The sequence below is a fragment of the Mangrovimonas sp. sgz306409 genome (assembly GCF_059735265.1).
Map to the genome: position 1 here is coordinate 228,853 of NZ_JCAPEU010000003.1, position 21,785 is coordinate 250,637.

The 21,785-nt window shown below is 36.5% G+C and carries 19 protein-coding genes; 4 read left to right on the forward strand and 15 right to left on the reverse strand.

The window, feature by feature from the left end; translation table 11 throughout:
- The first annotated feature begins 59 nt into the window (after positions 1–59).
- Entirely contained in the window at positions 60–4,943 is a 4,884-nt protein-coding gene (locus AC6I5C_RS06770) for a DNA repair ATPase (RefSeq protein ID WP_497904500.1), read from the forward strand.
- A 203-nt stretch (positions 4,944–5,146) separates the two neighbouring features.
- Here the strand turns inward: AC6I5C_RS06770 and AC6I5C_RS06775 are convergent, their stop codons facing one another.
- The 5 genes from AC6I5C_RS06775 to AC6I5C_RS06795 all read right to left on the reverse strand — a co-directional run bounded on the left by AC6I5C_RS06775 (position 5,147) and on the right by AC6I5C_RS06795 (position 8,109).
- Positions 5,147–5,779 (reverse strand): hypothetical protein, encoded by a 633-nt coding sequence (locus tag AC6I5C_RS06775; RefSeq protein ID WP_497904501.1) that lies wholly within the window; start codon positions 5,777–5,779, stop codon positions 5,147–5,149.
- Positions 5,780–5,831: 52 nt separating this feature from the next.
- Positions 5,832–6,275, reverse strand: coding sequence for a hypothetical protein (locus tag AC6I5C_RS06780; RefSeq protein ID WP_497904502.1), 444 nt, complete (start codon positions 6,273–6,275; stop codon positions 5,832–5,834).
- A 23-nt stretch (positions 6,276–6,298) separates the two neighbouring features.
- Positions 6,299–6,676, reverse strand: coding sequence for a hypothetical protein (locus tag AC6I5C_RS06785; RefSeq protein WP_497904503.1), 378 nt, complete (start codon positions 6,674–6,676; stop codon positions 6,299–6,301).
- A 74-nt stretch (positions 6,677–6,750) separates the two neighbouring features.
- Positions 6,751–7,482 carry a hypothetical protein gene (locus AC6I5C_RS06790; protein WP_497904504.1) on the reverse strand — a complete coding sequence of 244 codons (732 nt, stop codon included), beginning with the start codon at positions 7,480–7,482 and terminating at the stop codon, positions 6,751–6,753.
- A 123-nt stretch (positions 7,483–7,605) separates the two neighbouring features.
- Positions 7,606–8,109, reverse strand: a complete 504-nt coding sequence (locus AC6I5C_RS06795; protein WP_497904505.1) for a thioredoxin family protein — start codon at positions 8,107–8,109, stop codon at positions 7,606–7,608.
- A gap of 280 nt (positions 8,110–8,389) precedes the next feature.
- Between AC6I5C_RS06795 and AC6I5C_RS06800 the strand changes: the two genes are divergently transcribed.
- Entirely contained in the window at positions 8,390–8,566 is a 177-nt protein-coding gene (locus tag AC6I5C_RS06800) for a BF3379 family histone-like protein (protein WP_497904506.1), read from the forward strand.
- A 167-nt stretch (positions 8,567–8,733) separates the two neighbouring features.
- Here AC6I5C_RS06800 and AC6I5C_RS06805 read toward each other — a convergent pair whose 3' ends face one another.
- From AC6I5C_RS06805 to AC6I5C_RS06815, 3 genes are all read right to left on the reverse strand, one after another.
- The gene (locus AC6I5C_RS06805) at positions 8,734–11,433 is read right to left on the reverse strand and encodes an AAA domain-containing protein (protein ID WP_497904507.1); all 2,700 of its coding nucleotides are present in this window, start codon (positions 11,431–11,433) and stop codon (positions 8,734–8,736) included.
- 124 nt (positions 11,434–11,557) lie between these two features.
- Positions 11,558–11,920 (reverse strand): hypothetical protein, encoded by a 363-nt coding sequence (locus tag AC6I5C_RS06810; protein ID WP_497904508.1) that lies wholly within the window; start codon positions 11,918–11,920, stop codon positions 11,558–11,560.
- 223 nt (positions 11,921–12,143) lie between these two features.
- Positions 12,144–14,231 (reverse strand): helix-turn-helix domain-containing protein, encoded by a 2,088-nt coding sequence (locus AC6I5C_RS06815; protein WP_497904509.1) that lies wholly within the window; start codon positions 14,229–14,231, stop codon positions 12,144–12,146.
- Positions 14,232–14,446: 215 nt separating this feature from the next.
- Between AC6I5C_RS06815 and AC6I5C_RS06820 the strand changes: the two genes are divergently transcribed.
- Together AC6I5C_RS06820 and AC6I5C_RS06825 are read left to right on the forward strand one after the other, a co-directional pair.
- The gene (locus tag AC6I5C_RS06820) at positions 14,447–15,034 is read left to right on the forward strand and encodes an ankyrin repeat domain-containing protein (protein ID WP_497904510.1); all 588 of its coding nucleotides are present in this window, start codon (positions 14,447–14,449) and stop codon (positions 15,032–15,034) included.
- Between the two features lie 22 nt (positions 15,035–15,056).
- A complete protein-coding gene (locus AC6I5C_RS06825) occupies positions 15,057–16,106 on the forward strand; it encodes an acyltransferase family protein (protein ID WP_497904511.1) in 1,050 nt (349 codons plus the stop codon).
- A gap of 52 nt (positions 16,107–16,158) precedes the next feature.
- Here AC6I5C_RS06825 and AC6I5C_RS06830 read toward each other — a convergent pair whose 3' ends face one another.
- The 7 genes from AC6I5C_RS06830 to AC6I5C_RS06860 form a co-directional block, all read right to left on the reverse strand.
- Positions 16,159–16,794 carry a DUF2306 domain-containing protein gene (locus AC6I5C_RS06830; protein WP_497904512.1) on the reverse strand — a complete coding sequence of 212 codons (636 nt, stop codon included), beginning with the start codon at positions 16,792–16,794 and terminating at the stop codon, positions 16,159–16,161.
- 17 nt (positions 16,795–16,811) lie between these two features.
- On the reverse strand, positions 16,812–17,792 hold the full coding sequence (locus tag AC6I5C_RS06835) for a YARHG domain-containing protein (RefSeq protein ID WP_497904513.1): 981 nt from the start codon (positions 17,790–17,792) through the stop codon (positions 16,812–16,814).
- 51 nt (positions 17,793–17,843) lie between these two features.
- A complete protein-coding gene (locus AC6I5C_RS06840; protein WP_497904514.1) occupies positions 17,844–18,575 on the reverse strand; it encodes a DUF4328 domain-containing protein in 732 nt (243 codons plus the stop codon).
- A 133-nt stretch (positions 18,576–18,708) separates the two neighbouring features.
- Entirely contained in the window at positions 18,709–19,167 is a 459-nt protein-coding gene (locus AC6I5C_RS06845; protein WP_497904515.1) for a DUF2059 domain-containing protein, read from the reverse strand.
- Positions 19,168–19,232: 65 nt separating this feature from the next.
- Positions 19,233–19,886 (reverse strand): hypothetical protein, encoded by a 654-nt coding sequence (locus AC6I5C_RS06850; protein WP_497904516.1) that lies wholly within the window; start codon positions 19,884–19,886, stop codon positions 19,233–19,235.
- A gap of 322 nt (positions 19,887–20,208) precedes the next feature.
- Positions 20,209–20,790, reverse strand: a complete 582-nt coding sequence (locus AC6I5C_RS06855) for a DUF2202 domain-containing protein (protein ID WP_497904517.1) — start codon at positions 20,788–20,790, stop codon at positions 20,209–20,211.
- A 72-nt stretch (positions 20,791–20,862) separates the two neighbouring features.
- Positions 20,863–21,699, reverse strand: a complete 837-nt coding sequence (locus tag AC6I5C_RS06860; RefSeq protein ID WP_497904518.1) for a CHAD domain-containing protein — start codon at positions 21,697–21,699, stop codon at positions 20,863–20,865.
- Positions 21,700–21,785: the final 86 nt, after the last annotated feature.

Below are 21,785 nucleotides of genomic sequence, written 5' to 3' on the forward strand. Positions count from 1 at the left end.
TTAAGTTTTTAAATTAAGAAAGCTATTAAGTTTTCAGACATTCCTTTCAAATTAAACGTATGCAAGAAGAAAACAAAAAACAATCTGTTAGTCAGGAGCTTGATGGAGGAACCTATGAAATAATTCAGGGCCGTTTGCAGAAGCAAAAGCAGGATCTTCAGCTACGCTTACAGGGGTTGAATGAAGCTCGGAAAGAGGTTTTTGGATCATTAGAAACCAAACTTTTGGCCAACAATCGGATCAATACAGAAAACAATTGTATTGCTCGTGATATTGTAACCATAGAGGAATATTGCATTTTTGGATACAACGTTCATTTTGGGTTACGTACCGAAATTACGCTGTCTGATGTGTTTAGTATCTACCAATACCAAAACCAGCAATTCAAAACGGTTGATTTGGCGTTGCTACAGGATGAAACTTTTATTGACGACTTTACGAATCTTTATAAGTACTATCGTAATACCATCTTTACCAGATTTTCAGTGATTGGGAATTACTTGTACATGGTCTTTCAGCTAAGCGATAGTGTTACCGACATTAAAGCGTTTAAATGGTTGATCAAAGACGGGCAATTGCAATATATTGACAGCCGAAGCGACCATGAGGTAAAATATCCTGCGCAGCACGAATTTAAATGGTTAGAAGCAGGCCGCGATAACCAGCGCTACGGAGAACATGCCCATGTTTCCATTTTAGATAAGGTTTTTGTAGAAACCATTGGTGGCGATCTTACCATTAAGGTGGAAGACAATACTAACGACGGACAAGGGATTTATTCCGAACCCGTTGAAATGGTAGACCAAACTCTGGATGACGGACAATTCCGTTATGCAGACTTAGGAAACCTGATAGCGTTAGAGATCAAACCCTTTCAGGAGGCACCACGCTATTTTGTGTACAATCACAAGATCAAAGAGGTGCAAAAGATTGAGAGCATCAAGGAAGCCGCCATCTTATTACCGGACGAACAGGGGATTATTTTCCCGAATGGCTATTATTTACAAACCGGAGAATACCAGGTTTTTGATAGCGATACTGATAACCTGAAGTTTTTAAAACGCATTGCTTCGCCGAATGGGGAAGATTACCTGTTTGTGTTCTACGGAGCTGCTTTGGGTACTTATGTCCTCATGCAATACAACGTCATTGAGCAAACCGTGCAAACACCTATCATTTGTAATGGTTTTACCATTCATGGGAATGGCGAATTGTGCTACTTTAAACAGGAAGAAGAGCAAACCAAACACCACATGATGCAGATTTGGCAAACACCTTTCTTAAAAGGAGATATTATGCCGTCTCAGCATCAAGATGCCTTGTTGTACAAGATAGGGAACAAGGATATTGTGCGTGCTATGGCCGAGTCTCAGGAGTTGATCAACTTGTTGAGCAAAGAAGATTCCTATAGCGGATTGTATGCAGACATTGCGAAGCTTTCCAAAGACATTTTAGATGCCTATTATTGGTTAACTGAGGAAGAAACTCAGCAATTACAACTGCCACTAGCAGAGATCAACAAAGCAGCGAATGCCGCCATTGATGAGTTTGCCAAAGTGGTACAATTAAAGAAGACTGCCGGAAAAGAAACCGAAGTATTGCAAGGCAAAGCCGATGCTGTTTTTGGCAAGGTAAAAAGCACTTCCTTTAAATCGATTGACGATTTTGTGTTGTTGCTCAACCAATTGCGAACATTGCGTGGCGAAGCCATTGGTTTGTACGAGATCAGGTATGTAGACACCCAATTTATCAAAGGGATAGAGGAAGAAATTGCCACACATACCCAAAAAATATCAGAGCGTTGTGTGCAGTTTTTGCTTGACGACAAAGCTTTGGCACCGTATCATGAAAGAGTAGCCGAAAAAGAACAGCACTTAGCCGAAATTCACAAAGTAATCGATGCTAAAAAGCTGGAAGAAGAGGTGAATCAGATTGCGAATGATCTGGAGATGTTAATCGACATTGTTTCCAATCTTTCTATTGAAGATACTTCGCATTCTACCAAGATTATTGACAATATTTCGTTGATTTTCGCCACTTTAAATCAGTTAAAGGCGGGCATTAAAAACAAACGCAAGTCACTGGGCAGCAAAGAAGCCAAAGCCGATTTTGTAGCACAGTTAAAACTGGCCGATCAAAGTATCATCAATTACTTAGATATTGCTGATACGGTGGAAAAGTGTGATGAATTTCAAACAAAGATCACTATTCAGTTAGAAGAGCTGGAAGGTAAGTTTGCCGATTACGAAGAATTTATTGCGCAGATCATTGAAAAGCGCGAAGAGGTGTACAATGCCTTTGAAGGTAGAAAAACCGCCATTGCCGAAAAGCGCAACAAAAAGAGTTTAGCGTTAGAAAATGCTGCCGATCGTATTTTAAAAGGAGTTGACAAACGAGCACAAAGCTTGGGCAGCAATACCGAGATCAATGGGTATTTTGCTTCGGATTTAATGGTGAACAAGTTGCGCGATATTGTGCAGCAATTAAAAGAATTAGATGATACCGGAAGGGCCGAAGAAATAGAAACCAAGCTAAAAGTAGCCCGTGAAGATGCTTTACGCAAGTTAAAAGACAAACTTGAGTTGTACGAAGACGGCGATAAGGTCATCAAGTTTGGGAAACATAAGTTTGGGGTTAACAAGCAGGTGTTAGACCTTACTATTGTGTACAAAAACAATAGTTTGCAGTACCACTTGACCGGAACCGACTTTTACGAAACGGTAACCGACAAAACCTTGTTAAATTCCCGCCAGTTATGGGATCAGGAATATATTTCGGAGAACAATGACGTGTATCGTAGTGCGTATTTGGCGTATAAATTGTTTACCAGCATTCCTTCCGAAGTGTTAGAAAACGCTACTTCCGAAGAATTGTTAAAGATTGTGCAGGAAGAAAGCAGCAGCAATTATTCCGAAGGATATATCAAAGGTGTGCACGATGTAGATGCGGCTGCTATTTTGGAAACCTTGGTGAAAAAGCATGCCGAATTGGGCTTGTTGAGCTTTGATCCGCAGGTGAGAGCCGCTGCACAATTCTTTTGGCATAGTTTAGACACCGAAGTACAACAGAATTATGACGAATTACTCAAAGCTTCGGGCGCTGTACTCAGCATTTTTCCGGAGTCTAGAGAGTATGAGTTCTTATTGCTAGAGCTTACAGATTATATAGCCGATTTTTCGGAGAAATCTGGTTTGTTTGCCGAAGAACTCAGCGCTGAGCTGGCTACCTATTTGTTTGATGAACTCAAAACCGATGCTACGTTTATGGTGAGTGGCGATGCTTTGAAACTAAAAGAAGATTTTCTAAAAGCTTTGCAAAGCAAACAGGCCGACCTTCAGTTTAGAAACAGTTATGAGAAGCTCAGCAACTTTGAAGCACAGGTTCGTTTGGTGCGCCAATGGGTAACTTCCTTCATCAAATCGCATCAAAATGAATATGATGTAGCGTATGCTGATGAGGTGGTGTGTACTTTGTTGTTTGATACCAAAGCGGTACAGAAAAACACCTACGCGCCAGCCACTGCCGTGATAGAAGGTTTGAAAGGAGACCATGCCAGCATCAACGATGGAGTGTATGCGTTCAATTACCATGCGTTTACGCGTTTGTTGGCTACGTATGTGGCCGAAACAGTGCCGGCATTTCAGGAATTTAAAAAGGCAAAACACGAAGTCACCGAAACTTTGAAAGCCGAACTGAAATTACAAGAGTTGAAACCTAGAGTATTGACGTCTTTTGTGCGTAACAAGCTCATAGACCAGGTATACTTGCCGTTGTTTGGCGATAATTTGGCCAAACAATTGGGAACGGTGGGCGATAACAAACGTACCGACCGTATGGGAATGCTCTTATTACTGTCGCCACCCGGATACGGAAAAACAACCTTGATGGAATACATGGCCAACCGTTTGGGCTTGGTGTTTATGAAGATTAACGGTCCCGCTATTGGTCACGAGGTAACCTCGGTAGACCCGGCATCGGCTACTAATTCTGCGGCACGCGAAGAGTTAAAGAAACTCAACCTTGCTTTAGAGATGGGCAACAATGTAATGCTGTATTTAGATGATATTCAGCATTGCAATCCGGAGTTTTTACAGAAGTTTATTTCGCTTTCCGATGGTACCCGTCGTATAGAAGGGGTGTACAAAGAGAAACCCAAAACCTACGACCTTCGTGGGAAGAAGTTTTGTGTAATTATGGCCGGAAACCCGTATACCGAAAGCGGTGAAAAGTTCCGTATACCTGATATGTTGGCCAACCGTGCCGATATTTACAATCTGGGTGACATTATTGGCGATACCGCACATTTGTTTAAACTTAGTTTAATAGAGAATGCGTTGACATCGAACCCGGTGTTGCAGCAATTGAGCAGTAAGTATTTTGACGATGTGTACAAATTGCTAGATAAGGTAGAAAACAAAAACCAGGAGGTGCAACTAGAGGGCAACCACACCACGCAAGAGATAGAAGAGTACGTAGCGGTGATAGAAAAGGTGGTTACCATACGCAATACGGTGTTAAAGGTGAACGAAACCTATATAAAATCGGCTGCGATGGAAGACGAATACCGTACCGAACCTTCGTTTAAACTGCAAGGCTCGTATAGAGATATGAACAAACTGGTAAGCAAGGTAGTGCCTATTATGAATGAGGCCGAATTGCAGCGCCTGTTGCTATCGCATTACGAGAGTGAGTCGCAAACCTTAACCTCGGCTGCCGAAGCCAACCTGTTAAAGTACAAAGAACTCATAGGCGAGCTCAACACCACCGAGCAAGACCGTTGGGACAGTATTAAAGTGACGTTTCAGAAAAACAACAAGCTCAAAGGCTTTGGAAACCAAAACGAAATGGCACAAGTACTCACCCAAATGATGGCTTTTACCGATAATCTGGAAGGCATTAAAAAAGTATTAGAACAAGGACTCAACAATGAATTGCTGAACTAATATTATGGGCCAGTTGGAATTAGTAGTTCAAATTCCAATTGGCCTTTGTTGTTCAGTTTGTATTTTTAAATGGCTATTCTTTTTACATGACCATCATGAAAGTCTAAAATGAATCATTTATTGGTTCTAACGAATCTAGGATAACAAAATTTCCGTGAGGAAAATCGGAAGCAATGAATTATACACGGTGTTGTACAACGTTTTTAATCGTCGAAACCGTCAAACTCTTCTAATATTTTATCAGGACAATGGTTAACAAGTAAATCGAAATTTTTCACTTTGTCAATTGGAGTTAAATACTTGATCCAATCTAACCAATGGTTTTCAAAAGTCACTTTATAAACATCTTCTATTTCTGATAATTCTAAAAGCAATTTTGATTTGTTATTATTGAAAGTTAAAATTAAAACTCCATTAATTACTGAAATACTTTCAATTTTTTCTTCAGAAGTTTCGAGTGGTCCATAAATAAATATTGACCCATTGGTCAAAATGACCCTTGGGTCTGAACCATTACATCTATCATATAAAATGTAGTTTCCATTTAATTTTCGAATAGTGATAAGTTTAGAAGGGAATTTTGCAGCTTTATAAAAATCAGTTGTTTCATTAAGATTATTGCTCCAATTAATAATTTGATTGTAGAACTCCGATGTTCTTAAAGTATCTGTGAAAATTTTCGCAATGTTGCTAGTGTCTATTTCATTTTTTGAAATTTTAGTTAATTTTCGGGTAGGAGTAGGTTCATATTTATCTTGAATAACAAAAATTCCAACAATTAAAAATCCAATTAGACATAAAAATGCAATTATAGCAACCGTTAATAATATGTTCATGAATTTTTTCAAATGTTTTGCAACGGTTGGTATAACCTAAGTTACGGATTATTTATTCTTTTTTCTTTTTAAAATCTTCTAGTGGAAATGCCCATGGAACACCTAAGTCATCTTCCCAATCGTCATAGAGTCCTATTCCTACACTTGGTTTGATAATTATTTTATCTAAATCGTCCGAATTTTTGGCTAGTTTTAGTTTGCCATTATCCTTTGTGGTCAAAAAGTACAAGTTAAATGTCGGTCCAATTCCATTTGAACCGGCTTCAATTTGTAAAATCGGAATTCCATTTATGTCTTTTGAAAACCGTCCTGTTAATTTTTTAGTGTCTCTTTTTTTGTTTTCAAGTAAATCAATTTGGAATGGGTTTCCATATGTATCCAAAACAGTCACAGAATAAGAGTCATCTTTTGTAGATTGAATTATTAACTGCTTTTCATTCCTGTCAGTCCATAATCCACACCAGGAATTGGGGATGGATTTTCTATTTTTAGTCAAATTAAATTGATCTGTAATAATAACTATACATATTTATACCTTTTTTTTCCATCTTGAATTTCAATTTTGGAAATTTCTAATAAAGGAATTTCTTTTTTTATGAAAGATAAAAATCTGGATTGATCCCCGATCAAAGTGTCATTCTGAACCATTATTTTATCAAAGTAGAAAACAGATTTTTTTCCTAATTTATCAGTTACCCTCATCTCCAACGAAGGTTTAACATTTAGCGTTTTTGACTGTCCGTTATCATCTATTACTTTTATTTCGTTAATTGGAAAGGTTTGATAAGAGGAAATCATGCCATGTGGGTCTTTGACTTTGACGGTTTTCCATTCTAAATTCATCATGTTACCAAATTGTGCTCTAAAACTATCAATGGGAATTGTATAGGTTTCCATTCCCAAGAATTTTAAAATGTTCTTTATCATAATTTGTGCTAGTTGATTACCTATACTTTATATAGTGTTAGTTTTTATTCTTTTTGTCCAAACCAATTCAAATTATTTTCATAATCGGTTTGTTTATTTTTGTATGTTCTAAAAATTCGCTCAATTGAAGTTTTGTTAAGGCGATCTTTAATTGAGTCCATTTGAGATTCAGTTACATTTTTGTCAGCAATCAAGTTAAATCTAAAGAATGGTTTTAATTCTTCTCGTGAATTTTCTTTGAAATCAGCTACTTCTTTTTCTAAGTTTTTTAAGTCAGATGTGAAATCGGTTTTTACAATTAAATTGTTATCTAAAAAACCTGCATAAATATTAAAAACCAAATTATTAGTGGAGTTTAAAGAGATTAACTCATTCTCTTTTATTGGTAAATCAATTTTTATACCGATATTTTTTTGGAAGAAGTCATAAATATTTTTGGCTTTAATTAGTTCAGGGAGTTTAATTATAGTGTCTCCTAAAACTTTAAGATTAAGTAATTCGTTTGATTTATCTAATTTATAAGAATAAGTTAATTGCTTTTTACTAGTAAATCCGTTTATGTGGGTTAACTGAATTTTACCTTTATTAACTTCCCATTGAGAGAACCGTTTGCCAAGTTTATCATAAATAATAAGCGAGTCATTATAAAATTGAAATTCTAAAAATCCATAGTTTTTATCACTGTTTGAATACCAATTTCCAATTAAGTTTTCTTTCTGTTTTGTAGAACAACCAAATAGGAAAACTAATAAAAAGTATGTTACAATGTTCTTCATTCAAATTACTGCCAACAGTTTTTACAAAAACAATTGTTTTTATACCCATTATTTCGGTAGGGTTGGTTCTTTGGTTAAAGATATGTTTTTATTAGAAAATTTGTGTGAAAAAGCTGTCATATCTTAGAGGTCAACCTTCTCCAAATTTTTAAGCATTTCAAGGAATTTCGTTTTTCCAATCTTTCCAACCGCGTAATCAAGTATCTTTCCCTCAGGATCGGTAAAAATTGTTATCGGTGTGCCTCCAATTTTATAATGCTTTACAATTTCGGCTGCATTGGGGTCGTCGATATTGATCATTACTGGTACAACTTGCGAATTGATGGCCTTCATGACATCTTTATCCGCAAAAACTTCACGTTTCATAATTCGGCAGGGTACACACCACTCTCCAGTGAAAAATAGGAGCATGTTCTTGTTGGAATCCTTGGCAAGTTCCTTTGCTGAGACCATATTGTCTGCCCAGGCCACATCATTGGAAGGTACATAAAAGGAATACCATGCATAAGCAAGGGAAACCACAAGGAACGTGAGCCAGAACCATCTCCAAAACGGATGGGACTTCTTTTTTTTAATTTCTGGGGAGTCGGTCGATGGATTGGCGTTGTCAATATTTATTTGTTTCATAAGGGGTGATAATTTTAAAACTCTGCAAGTAATGGTTGGCTAAGGCATCAGTTTTGGGAAGGGGTTTGTGTAAGGCCTCCATTGTAGGATTACTTGGATTAAAGATAGGTAAAGAAAACCGACTTTCACGACAGCAGGTGATTTTCCGAAAGGTAAAACGATGTCTCCCTTCAAAAGTGATATAAATACTAGACTGTTTAAGTGCAATTAGGTGATTTATCCCTTGTATATAGCCTTTAAAGTTCTATTTTCGCCAGAATTAATTTTAAACCTTGAATCTATGAAAGAACTTTTAGATCAAATCAGTGCACAATTCGAAGCATTTTCAACTGATGCAGCAGCACAATTGGAAAATGGAAACAAAGCAGCAGGTACAAGAGCTCGTAAAGCAACTTTGGAAATGACCAAGTTAATGAAGGAATTTCGTAAAGTGTCCTTAGAAGCTTCTAAGCAATAAGGTATCTTTAGATTAGTTGTTTTGTGTAGTTGAAATCAACTTCGAGAACACAAATAATAGAAAAACAGCTTCATTTTTGGAGCTGTTTTTTTATTCTGTGAGGTTTTGCACCCTAAGTGTAGCCTAGTTAGTAAATTTTATAAGGTGTTATTTCACTTGACAATTAATCATGTAATGAATTTTTTAATCATTTTAATTGCAGTTTCTTTATTCTTTTTCCAAAACGAATAGTGAAGCGGGAAGCTTTTAACACCTGTTCGAGCTAAAGTCTTATTGCGCTCAAGAGGGAATGCCTCCTTGAACATTCCTGGGTAGCCAATTAAGTCGATAAAGTAATTGTGGTTTTGGTGTGTTACAAGAATATCCAGCATGTTGCCTGCAAGGGGATAACCACATTGAACAGCATCATAGTTAAGTTTTGTGAGCTCTTCATAGACTTCGCTTTGAAATTCATCTTGCTCAGGGCTTTGTCCATTAGTATGAGAAAATTCATTTGCAAACTTGAAGTATTGATATAATAAGCTTTCCTGATTTAGTGTTTCATCAGAAACAGATTTGAATATTACTTGATATGATTTTGCACGGGTTATTGCCACATTTAAGACTTCAGGTTTATTGGCGTGAATAAATGCTGACGGATGGGTAGAATCACATACCGAAAATGAAAGTAGCATTATGTCTCGCTCTGATCCTTGAAAATGATATGGAGAACCACACAGAATTTTATGTTTTTTTAATTCATCTAGACTGTATTTGTTCTTTAGTAACTTATTGATATGTGCTACCTGCTTGCTAAAAGGAGAAAGTATGCCAATGGATGGTTTCTTATCGTAGCTACTGTGCTTATCAATTATGCTATCTAAGGTTTCTAAAACTGCTTGGGCCTCAACTTCATTAACGCCTTGTTCATTTCTTTTACCTCTAGTGTTTATGATTTCAAGCTGGTTGTTTGCTATATGTTTGGGGGTTGATTTAAGTACTTCTAACTGTCCATCGTAAAATTGCTGATTGCTGAATTCAATTAACGAGGGAGTAGATCTAAAATGTTCTCTTAAAAATGAAACTTGTCGCTGATCGGGTACTTTTGAAATGAAGAAATCCAAAACACTTCTGTTGCGATAATCAAATATTTTGTCTTCAGGTAACTCATATTTACTTCTCAATACAGACTGTTGAGATGCTGAAACAAATGAATAATGACGCAACTGATTAGGATCGCCCACTACAATTGCCTTTTTAGCACGGTAAAGGGCCGGCAGTGCAGATGCAATATCGCATTGGGTTGCTTCATCGATAATAACAAGGTCAAACAAATCCTTTTCCAAGGGCATTACTGCATTGAGTTCAGAAAGGTTGGCAAGCCATATTGGAAAGACTTTTAATATATTCTCTTGTTTAACTGTTTCTGTTAGTCTTTTGTATTCGGAAAAACTTGAAGCCTCCAAAGCATCCAAAAACCGTGAAATATCTTTTCTGAAGAGCCTGAAATTACTATCGATATTGGATTGAATTTTCTGTTTTGTAAAGAATGATATTTCCTTTTCTAGACGGATCAGCACTTCGTCAATTTTGTTAAATATCTCCCATAGTTTTTCACCATCAAACGATTTTAACCTTAAGTAAAACCGTTTCCATTTATTAAAAAGGCTTAATTCTTCAGCGAATTCAAGATCTGACAGGTTGAGCTCATGTTCAACAAAATTTTCAAATTGCTCTTCAAGTTGGTTGAGCTGACTTATTAAGTTATCAATAACTGTCTTTTTATGCCTGAAATCTTTATGCTGAGTGATACCGCTCAGGTATTTCTTGATTTTTACCTTTAAACTGTGCTTGTAGTTTCTACCTGTTGTATGAATCAAGTAATCTTTTAAGTTAAAATCATCTTGTAGCATCGACCGGAGTACTTCAACAGCTTGTTTCGTTTTAGAAACGACAAGTACTGATTTGTTTTTAACCACGGCATCGGCCACAATAGATGTTATGGTATAGGTTTTTCCTGTACCTGGAGGTCCAACAATAACAGAATTAGTGAATCGATAAGCATTTTGAAGCGCTTTATATTGATCCTTATTCAATCTGGATTTATATAGACTCGGACCATAATCAAACTCAGAATATTCTTCATTTATGAGGCTTTGTATGCTTGAGTTAAATGCCCTTGTACTTGCCAGTTCTGTTAGGTCGTTTAGTACCCTAAGTGAAGATTCCGATTTTTCAATAAACACAGTTCCTGCGGCCGGTACAAGTTTAAATTCGTTGTCTCCATATTCAGTGTCTAACAGTTCTTTCCGTATTCTGGTCACTGGCCATACCGTTGGATAAAGCGGTAGCTCGTCAGTGTTTATGTTAGAAAAGTACTTGTCAAATGTACTTTTAAGTCTTATTAGGTCATTGTTTCCTGCAGAAAGCAACTCAAATATCTCTTGTATAAAAGCGTCTTTTGTAAGACTTGGTTTGTTGGTTTCTAGTTTTGTGAGTACAGCTCTGTTTATTACAAGGCTACTAGTGTCAATTTTTAAGAACTTTTCATCATCACGAGTTTCAATTTCTGCAGGATACAAAAGAAATGGGGCACATACTCTTTTATCTTTTGAAAATGAACTTTCCTTTTTTCCCAGCAGAAAAAAACATCCATAGAATAGTTTTTTTTCTAATTTATAAAGCTCAATCTCTTTCTTAAGTTCTTCTGATTTTTTGTTGAAATACGGAATTATAGGAAGTCTCCCGCTTACAAGCTCTTCAGTTTTTGATTCAAACCATTTAAAAGCGTGTTTCTGTGATAGAATATTGTCCACTTCAAACTCTTTATAATCTAGTTTGTAGCAGTCTTTGTAGTAATTGTAGAAGTTTTTAGCTTGATATTTCACCTATTATATTTTGTTTCAAAAACTGTGTGCTCACCGAGAATGTTATACAAGGTGTTGGTTATAGTTTCGTTGTGTGAAAATCCGCTAGGATTTTCGGGGCAGGAAGCCAAGAAAGCAATGCGTGTTATACGGTGTTGGCAAACGTTTTATTTTTTAGATGCCAAATGAAAAATCCGTTCATTATTAGATTTATTAAAATCAAAGGAATTAAATTCCAAGATTGTGTAAGTAATAAGCTTAGAAGAACTGTAGGGAACAAAAGTCCTGCTATTTTTTCCCATTTGTTACTAAATTCAGGAATAGCAAAATAGAATGTATAAACAATGGAGGAAATAAGTCCCCAAACACCAATAAATATATATACTAATTGAATTTCACCTTCTTTATTTCCAATTGTAGAAATTGCAAATAGAATAGGTAAAATCACATTTACAATAATTGTAATAGTATAATAATTTCGAACGTATTTTTTCTCAAGATCTTTCAATATTTTGTCCTTCTTTTTATCTGTTTTTTTAGTTATTTAATTTAGGATCTAATTGTTAGCCACTAAAGGCTAAATGCCATGGAATATTATTGGTTATTGTGGCTAAAGATATCTAATTGCCTGTATATTTTGTGTGAAAAAAATGACTTTTATGGTTGTGAGATTTAATAGACTTTGTCTCCTGAATTCTCGAAAAAGGAATTAAACAAAACTTGGAAATTGTTTAAAGCAGTCCTTTTGCCTCCAAGGTTTCTTGCAGCTCGTCATGGTTCTTCCAAAATCGCTCGTCAATCTTTTTCATGACAGATTCATACTCAGGGTGAGCTTCCAAAGCTTGTAGTGCTGGGTCCAAGAGCATGAACAAGACAATCCAATATTGAAAATGATCTTGCGTCGAGAAGGTCTTTAAATGCTCGATAGCGAGATCAAAATTACCTTCATGGGCATATTTTACAGCCAAACTAGCATCTTTGTAGATAGAAGCATCCTGTTCGCAATATGCAGAATAGGAATCAAACAATCTGGAAGCTTCTTCCTTTAGGCCCATTTGTTCATAAGTAAAACCTATTTTGATATCTTCTTGTGGGTAAATGGCCAAACCTCTGGCCTGCCTAATGGAGTCAAATTGTTTGTAGTAGTAATAGGCATTATCATAGTCTTTTTGGAAATAGTGCAACTTGGCTACTTCCTGTAAAATATCCAGTCGTGTTGTGTCCTTTTGATATTCTTTTTTAAGGGCATGAAGGGTTTCTTGGAGATTTTGGTTTTTGGCGTAAAGAATATAAGCCCTCAAATACGGGGAGTAAGGATTGTCGGGGAATAAGGCAAGGGATTGATCAATATAGCTCAGTGCTTCGTCTGTAAATCCTGATTGCACAAGAGCATTGCTCAAATGCAGATAGATATAACTTTTGCCAATGGAATCATTGGCGGCAATATCCAGTTGAATACCTTTTAAGGCGTACTCCAGATATTTTCCTGTATTTGGAATGTAATTGGCATACAAACCGGATAATAACTGCATTACAGCAGAAGAATTGGGATTGTACTCCAGTGCTTTTTCTAAATGGGGCACCGCCAAACGGTAATCGCCAATATGTTCATAGTATAGCGCTTTGGCGATTAGGCTTTCGGTGAGTTTGGAATCGTACAGTAGTGCTTTATCGGCGTAGTTATTGATAAGTTCTGTATACTGTTTTTCTTTTTTGAACCAATCAAGGTAGTAGTAGGAAATGGCCAAATCGGCATATGCCAAGGCGAACTTTGGGTCTTCCTCTAGCGCCTTTTCAAACAGAGGAATGGCCTCCAAAAGACCTTCGGTGGTTCTTCTAAAAAAAGGTTCTTGTGCCTGTAGGTAATAGTCATAGGCCACGAGATTATTGGTGGGTTTCTTGTCTATTTGTTCCAATTCGGAAGGGGTGATGTTGGCTTGAATGGCATCGGCAATGGTTTTGGCAATTTCATTCTGCAAAGCAAAAATATCCACAATTTCATGGCTGTACTGCTGGCCCCAAAGTCGGGTGTCCGTGGCGGCATCGATCAGCTGTATGTTCAACAATACTTGATCATCTATTTTTTGTCCGCTGCCTTCAACGATATAGTTCACATTCAATTCGGCAGCAATTTCCCCAATGTTTTTGTTGGAATGTCTATATTTTTCCACCGAAGTCCTACTGATCACTCGTAGTGTACCTATTTTCTGAAGGTTGCCCAAAGCGGCCTCCATCAAGCCATTCACAAAGTATAAGTTGGTGGAATCGCTGCTTTCATTTTTAAAAGGGAGCACCGCGATAGATTTTTCCAAGTCTTGGTAGATTGGTCTTGTCTTTTCCACTGTAGGCGTTGAAGGGATTAAAAGATAGGTGATAATTGCTAGTGCAATCACAGTTCCTACAATTGCAGGCCATTTGTAACGTCTGAAAAAGGTGGGAGAAATGGCTTTCTCTTGAACTTTGATCTCTTGGGTAATCTCCTCTGCTTGTTTGCCTACCTCACCGGGAGTAACACCGTATTGTTCTTTAAAGCATTTAATAAAATAGGAAGAGTTTCCAAATCCCACCTGATAGGAAACTTCGGAAATGGTTAGGTCAGATTCTTTAAGTAACTCCATGGCCTGTTCAAGACGAACCTGACGCATAAACTGGCTGGCCGAAAGATTTGTCTCCTTTTTAAACTTCCGCAATAAATTCGACCGGCTCATATACATGGCAGATGCCAGTTCTGAGACTCCAAAGTTCTCATCACTTAAATGCTCATGAATAATGGCTTTGGCCTGATCGGTAAATTTCAGCCCTTTTTGGTCTTGTGTCATGGTGGTTTCCTACTTACTGATACAAGCAAAGATAAACAATTACTTAGCACGGCATACGGCACAAATTGCGCCATAAATGGCATGCTTGCGTCATGAGTTGCATCCCTTCCGCGCCCTTTGCATACTTCGCTTCATGGGTTATTGGTCTTGCTTCAGCCTTTGCAGGACCTTTGTAATATAAAATTTAATGTTCAACACAATTAAAAATTAAAATCATGAAAACAATGCAATTCAATTCCGTAAAACAGATTAAGTATTTACTTCTTATTGCCGTATTGGGCCTTTTGGCTTGTAAACAGGATAAAACCGAAGCTTCTCAAGAAACAATGGCTAAAACGGAAGTTAAAGCTCCCAAGATTAAATTACAGGAGGCCGTTATTTCTGGAAATATGGATGCGGTACAGCAGCACATCAAAGCAGGCTCTCTGTTAAATGAAAAAGATGCATTCAGTGGTGCTACTCCATTAATTTCGGCCATTACTTTTGGGAAACAGCCTATTGCAAAAGAACTCATCCAGGCAGGGGCAGATCTTTCCATTAAAAACAACGACGGTTCAACAGCGCTTCATGTTGCTGCATTTTTCTGTCGTGTGGAAGCGGTAAAAATGCTATTGGATGCGGGAGCAGATAAAACCGTGGAAAACAACTTTGGGGCAACACCCCGAGAAACAGTTATGGGGCCATTTGAGGAGATAAAACCCTATTATGACATGCTCCAGCAACAATTAGAACCATTGGGATTGACTCTGGACCTTTCTGAAATAGAAAAAACACGTCCAGTAATCGCTATAATGTTACAGTAAAAAATAAAGAAAAGTAGAAATCATGAAAACAATGAGACGATACGATATTGATTGGCTGAGGGTAATAGCCATAGCTTTACTTCTTATCTACCACATAGCCATAGTATTCCAGCCTTGGGCCTCGTTTATAGGGTTTGTAAGGAGTAAAACTCCTTTACAGGATTTATGGATTCCTATGACTATGTTGAATGTGTGGCGCATTCCATTTTTGTTTTTCGTATCGGGCATGGGAATGTTCTTTGCTATGCGCAAACGGAATTGGAAACAACTTCTAGGTGAACGCTCCCGACGCATATTGTTGCCGTTTGTTTTTGGGATTGTAGCAATTACCCCATTGCATATGTATGTATTTCAGATGTTTTATAAATTGCCATCGAGTTATTACCCGCACCAAGGGCACCTATGGTTTTTAGGGAACATTTTTGTATATGTGCTGCTATTTTTGCCTGTTTTTTATATGATGAAGCACATGGAAATGGTGGGGTTCAAGAGGGTGATGGAGAAGGTGATGTCAAACCCCTTAGGACCATTGGCTGTTTCTTTATTTTTTATTGCAGAAGGCCTGTTGGTAAAACCCCAGATCTATGCCATGTACGCCGAAACCCGGCATGGCTTTTTCCTGGGGGCACTAGCCTTCTTTTTTGGATATCTGTTTGTGTATAGCGGTAGCAGTTTCTGGAATACGGTTAAAAAATGGAAATGGGGGTATCTAATTTTAGCACTGATACTGTATGGGATAAGAGTTCTGAAATTTGAAATGGAAGCACCTAGTTACCTTATGGCCTTGGAATCTATTTCTTGGATTTTATGTCTCTTTGGAATAGGTTATCACTATTTAAATAAACCGAGCAGGGCTTTGTCGTATCTAAGTCAGGCCGCCTATCCTGTGTATATCATTCATATGGCGGTTTTATATTTGAGCTCTTTATGGATTTTGAAAATAGACATGTCTCCATTCCTGCAATTTTTGGCGATTACAACTTTTACCTTTGTGGTGTGTTTTGTTATCTATGAATTTATTGTCAGGAGGCTAGGGGTGCTAAGACTTTTGTTTGGATTGAAGGTTAATTGATTTCAACGAATTGAGGGTATTTGAAATGTAATGAGTGGGGGTAAGCAGTGTGTTATTTTTTTTTCAGAATAATAAATTCAACAATTAATAAGTTAACAAGCCACCCAGCCCATGCTACTATTTTATAAATATCCATAGGAGGTAGAGCAAGGGTACTAGCTATTATCCACTTAAATAATCTCAGGCTAATAGCGGAAAGAGTAAGTGCATAACTCCTGTACATGTTGTTGGAATGTTGGTTCCATTGCTTTTTTCTAGCGTACCGATAAGCTTGTATTGTAAAATAGATCCATAGTACTGAGAGCAAACAAAATGAAATTTGCGAGTAGATCCCTCCGTTGGCGTGGACTCCCATAACGAAGCCTGTTGGGCCAGCAAGAAAAATAATCAGAGTGATATAGAGCTTACCTATAAATCTGTGAGATCGAGAAAATTTTAAACGAAATTTTTCGGAAAATTGAAAGAACCCAAATAGTAAGGTGAAAATACTTGTGTAAACATGAGTGAAAAATGAGATTTGATAGTAAGGTTTTATTATTTCAGCTTCTTTTACAGCTAAAAAGGCAGCATTAAAATTTATTGGAATATACTGTATTGTAATTAAAAACATTAAAAAGCTTAGATAAGCTAGTGCACAGTAACCAACAATTTTTAAAATATGGGAAACCTTGATTTTATAACTATTCAAAATCTATTTCTTAGAATTTAACCTCTTCCAAAATAATCATAATACTCCTTAGCGTTTTTTTCATATTTCAAAAGTAGTTGGATGTTTTTCTTTTCTATCTCTGTAAAATCTTGTTTGATATCGGCATGAACAGGGATGTACCAATCCTGTTCATCAAAAAACACTCGTAAAGGCCTGTTTTTGAATGAATATCCGTGCCTTGCGTAAATGGTATTTCTTATAACTACTAAATCGCTATTGGTGAGATTTTCAACGTCTTCCTTTGTGAGTAAGGTGTTTGAGGCATTTATTTCAAATATCTTATCTGTTGATGAGGCATATTCTCTGTGTACCCATTCATATATCTCTTCGTCAGGAGTGCCCTCATCCACTATTTCGGATTGGCTACCATGATTAATAAATTTATTCCAGTCTCCATAACGACTTCGCATAGTTAACATTATGTCTGCGTCATATTTAAAGGTTTTTTTACTAAGCTGATATTCTCTTTTTGGAATATCAATTGGGTTGTAAGCATCCCAGGTGCCTATTAGCTTGTCATTGCTTATTCTAAAAGTAAATTGCCCGTCATATTTGTCATCTCCTGGTTCTTTTACTGTATACTCTTTTGTATCATTGTCCGTAATGAATTTGCCATAAAAGGGGCGATGGTTTCCTGCTACCACACTATGTCCGATTATCGAATCACCGATAATCTTGTCAATGGAGATGCTGATTTTGTTCCTTCTACTCCAGAAGAGCCCCTCATCTGCATATATGTATTTGTCTTCCATGTCAATGTCTTTGTGCGGAGAGAAAAATCCAACCCAATAAACACTGGTCGTATTTTTTAAAGGTTTTAAAGTTTTATTAGTGTTTTTGCTTGGTGTTTCTTCTTGTGAAACTGTGTCTATCTCTGTGCCCTCTTCAACTAAGATTTGAGCATTTTCATTTTTTATCGCAGAATTACATCCTGTTAGGAGAACAAAAACAATTATTGTGCTTATTAAATATTTCATTTTCTACTTGTTTACAATGGTTTGTGTAGTAGCTCATTTGTGGTGTTATTTTTATTTGTAAAGTATGGTGCCGCCAGCTTTTCGAACTTCTTCCGCTAGTTTTGTTTCCATCTTAGATAGTTGATAGACAATTACAATTACCAATAGGGCTTCTGGTATTTCCATGATGTCAGAGATCAAAAGGGCTCTTGAGCCCTCAATAAGGTCTTCAATAGTATCATCTTTAAAAGCGGTCTTCATAATATATCTACCTATAAAATTTGAAATGACAAATAATGTCCACCATAGGCCGATAAGGATGCCGCCATGCTTTAAAATACTAAAGGAGTTGTCGTAGCTTTTGATCTTTTCTTGGGTTTCGGTCCAAATTTCGTTCATAATTTGTACGGGTCTGAAAAAAACAATAATTGGGATGAACCAAGACCAAACAGCCATAGATTCTTTGTGTTTAAGATAAGTAACGCCTAGTCTATGCAGGTTGCCATAGGCTCTTCTAAACCAGTTTAAAAAAACAACTATAGATGTGATAAGGAGCGCTGTTTGTAAAAGGCCTATAAGGCCTTGCCTAAAATCACTGGCATTAGCTTCGTCTTCATCTATAAAGCCTCCCATTTGAGCATGCTTTAGCAGTTCCAGTTCTAAATAACCGGAAATGGCGGCTACAAACGTTATGGCAATTAATATCCAAAATATGACCAAAACAATTTTAGCTCTTTTGGAGTTGTCCCATATTTCAAAATGTTCTGTTGGTGTCTCTAAGGTTGTTGGGGGTACTTCTATCATAGTGGTTAGTTCTTATAGGTTTGAGTAAAGTTGTTTTAGTAGTCTGTACAATACTTCAAAAAAATAAGAACAGAAGCTGGTTCGAGGAAGGAAACTGCTCCTGTTCTTTAATATATTTGGTCCTAACTATAAATTAATAACCTTTTTCTTGCATTTTTTTTGCAAATTCTTGCCCTATTTGCATGCCCCATTGTTGACCTACTTGCATGGATTCTTGGGTAATCAATGGAGTTGTTTGAGCAAGCTTTTGTCCTGCTGGGGATTCATAGAATTTTATCAATTCTTTGAGATCATTTATTGTTAAATGTTTTTGATATACAGGAGTTAATAGATCAACTAAGTCATTTAGTGAACTTTTTCTGAATTCTTGTTCTAGTTCATTCCAAATGTCTTCGTTAACAGATGCATATTGCTGTTTGAACATGTTCAACATCTGGCTGATGGCAGCTTGATATGTTTGCTCTGTACCTGAAAGACTAAACATTGTATGAAGTGTTTTTTTATATTCCTGGGTGTCTACGGCCTTTTCTTGGGCAAAAGTCATTGAAGTTAGAATTAAACAAACAGTTAATGTGGTAAATAATTTTTTCATAGTTTCTCTTTTTTGATGATTATTAATAATTGGTTGGTTTAGGTTGTTAGTATTTAAAGATTTGGTTATTTAAATTTTAGTAGTAGCTTCTTACGTTGCAATTCTTGGGGATGATCCATTCCTTTTTCGTAATGATCAGTTGCAAATACAAAATAAATGTCTGAACCAATCTTTTCAATGGGATAGTTGTACTCAGTTTCCTCATACTTTCTTTCATCTCTTTTATCCATGTCGTAAATGTTTTCAACAGTTACGTTTGCATAGATCACTCCATTTTCCACTTTTATGTCGTTATCGAATCTATGCCATTCCTTATCCGGATTATAGAACCAAACGTTTTGGTAAGAGCCATCACCAACATAAATGTCCTTGTTAACATTAAACTTATCCTCGTTTCCTGTTTTAATTGCTACAAATCGGCAGTTCTTTAAATAGATGTCGTCATCACATTGAAAAATATTTTTGTCGCTAGGGTAATCATAATAATATTTACCCCATGAAGAGGAAACGTAAATATGGTCTGTTTTTATAAGATCAACTTCTATTTTAAAAGGGGCTTTTTTAAGTTCAATGACTCCGTTTTTTTCCTTTATGATTTTTCCATTTTGGGAGATTTTAATTTTGAAATATTCTTCATTAGAGTTCGAAACATTTTTTATGTTTTCTGCGAAAAAAGCAGTAATGATAATTAAAATAGAGACTAGGGATTTTGCAAACATTTTTGTTGGATTTTGGTTAGAAAGTATATAAGGTAGACAGCTTAAACAAGGGACAAATTTCTATGTTGAAGGGCAGTGTATTGCTATGCTTGTGGCATGGAAACACTGTGTTGTGAATTGAGTAGTCCATTGGTTAGTTTAGTTGGTGTTACTAAAATAGAAAAAAATCTTACAGATAAAAGAGAGGTGTCTAAAACCTTTTATGTTTTAACCTTCAATTGACTCAAGTCAAAAGAAAACAAAGTATAGGTTGGTACTTGTTGGGGAGCTGCTGAGATGTCATTCCCTAAAGATATTTTCTGCACTATTCAATTCAGTTTCCCTAGTTGCCACATTGCTCTTGCGAAGAACTAATAATGTTGTCATACTCCGATTGGCTGATATAAATGGGTGTATAAGTTCCTAATTGGGCTACAAAGCTTCGTAGATGATTGCGGGATCCACAGGCTAAATTGTCATAAACTTCCAGTAAGTCGGTTTTTGAAGTATGATTGGCAAAGGTACTGATGTCATTGATGTCCAAGTCTTCAATATTGGCACCTACTTCAAGGGCTTTGCTTAAGGAAATATCGGAGATGGCAGTTAATTGATTGTAAAGGGACTGTAGGTCGCTATTTGAAAAGATGCCTAAGGCATTATTGGTTACAGGATCGACAAGTTCATACTTGTTTAATAAGGATAAAACGCTATTCATGTGGGATTGCTCGCTGTTGGAAATGTAGGAAAATATACTCAGATTGTATAGGTTATAGGAATAGAGATACACATCCCTTGCTAACTTTTCTTCTTCCCTTAAAAATAGCAAATCGGTCTTTTCTTGGTCGCTTAAATAAGGAGCTTCATCCTTTTCACAAGACGTAAGAAATGAAACCCCAATGACAAAAAGTAGTACAAACGTTTTCATATATAAATTTAAGAACCTTAATCCATTTCTTTGGTGACTAATGCTACATAGCAACTTTAGATTTGGGAAGATTTATATATAACGGTTCAGTTTAGGGTTGTGTTCAGCAAGGTACATCTCTATAAGCCCAAATATTTCCTGTTGCCGTTCTTTTTGTTCAGAATTTATGTCTTTAATTACATTTTTTATCAAGGAAGTATTTTGGCTATGTGGGTTTTTGGAAAGGAACTGCTTTAAGGATTTCCGTAGTATTTTATAATCGTGCCATTGGCCTATGTGTTCATTGAGTGACTTTATTTGACTTCGCAGGGTATCCATTGGGTTATTGGCATTTAATTCTTCTATAACAGCCAATATTTCCTGCATGGCTTTTAATTGAATCCGAATTTTATGAAGTTTATGTTCGTTGAAAAGCAACCCCTTGGTTTTCGCGATTTTTTTGTTCCTTTTTGTAACATTGGCCAAAGCTTGTTTTAAAACAATGTCGTCTGGAATCTTTATAATCGCCTTAAGCAACTTGGCATTCAATCTTTCCAGTTTTTGGAGATCAAATTTTTCGAGGGCCAGGGTTAGTTTCTTGCTGTAGTTTTTTTCCTTTTCTATCAAGCTTTCTGTGTATTCCGATAAATTAATATCCTCAAATTGCTCTGTCATCAGTAGGTTTAACTGTGTTTCTCGCAACTTTCCAGCAGATTTAAATAAATTTTTAACCAATGAAAAATGCTTGGTTTTCTTCCATTTTTTATCACTTAGCATCTCGAGTAAACACCAAATGGCTTTGAGTTTTTTTATAGCCACTCTCATTTGGTGTATGGCCTCCATTTCCATACTTTCCTGCGCTTGGTTAAAACACCTTAGAAAAGTGTCCGATTGGTTGTTGTAATATTGAATGAGCTTACTTTTATTCATTGCTATATTGCTGAAAGGTTGGTGAAACTTTGCCGTTACCATATTGTATGTTTAAAGATAGCTAAAGGAAGCCAACATCGTGATGA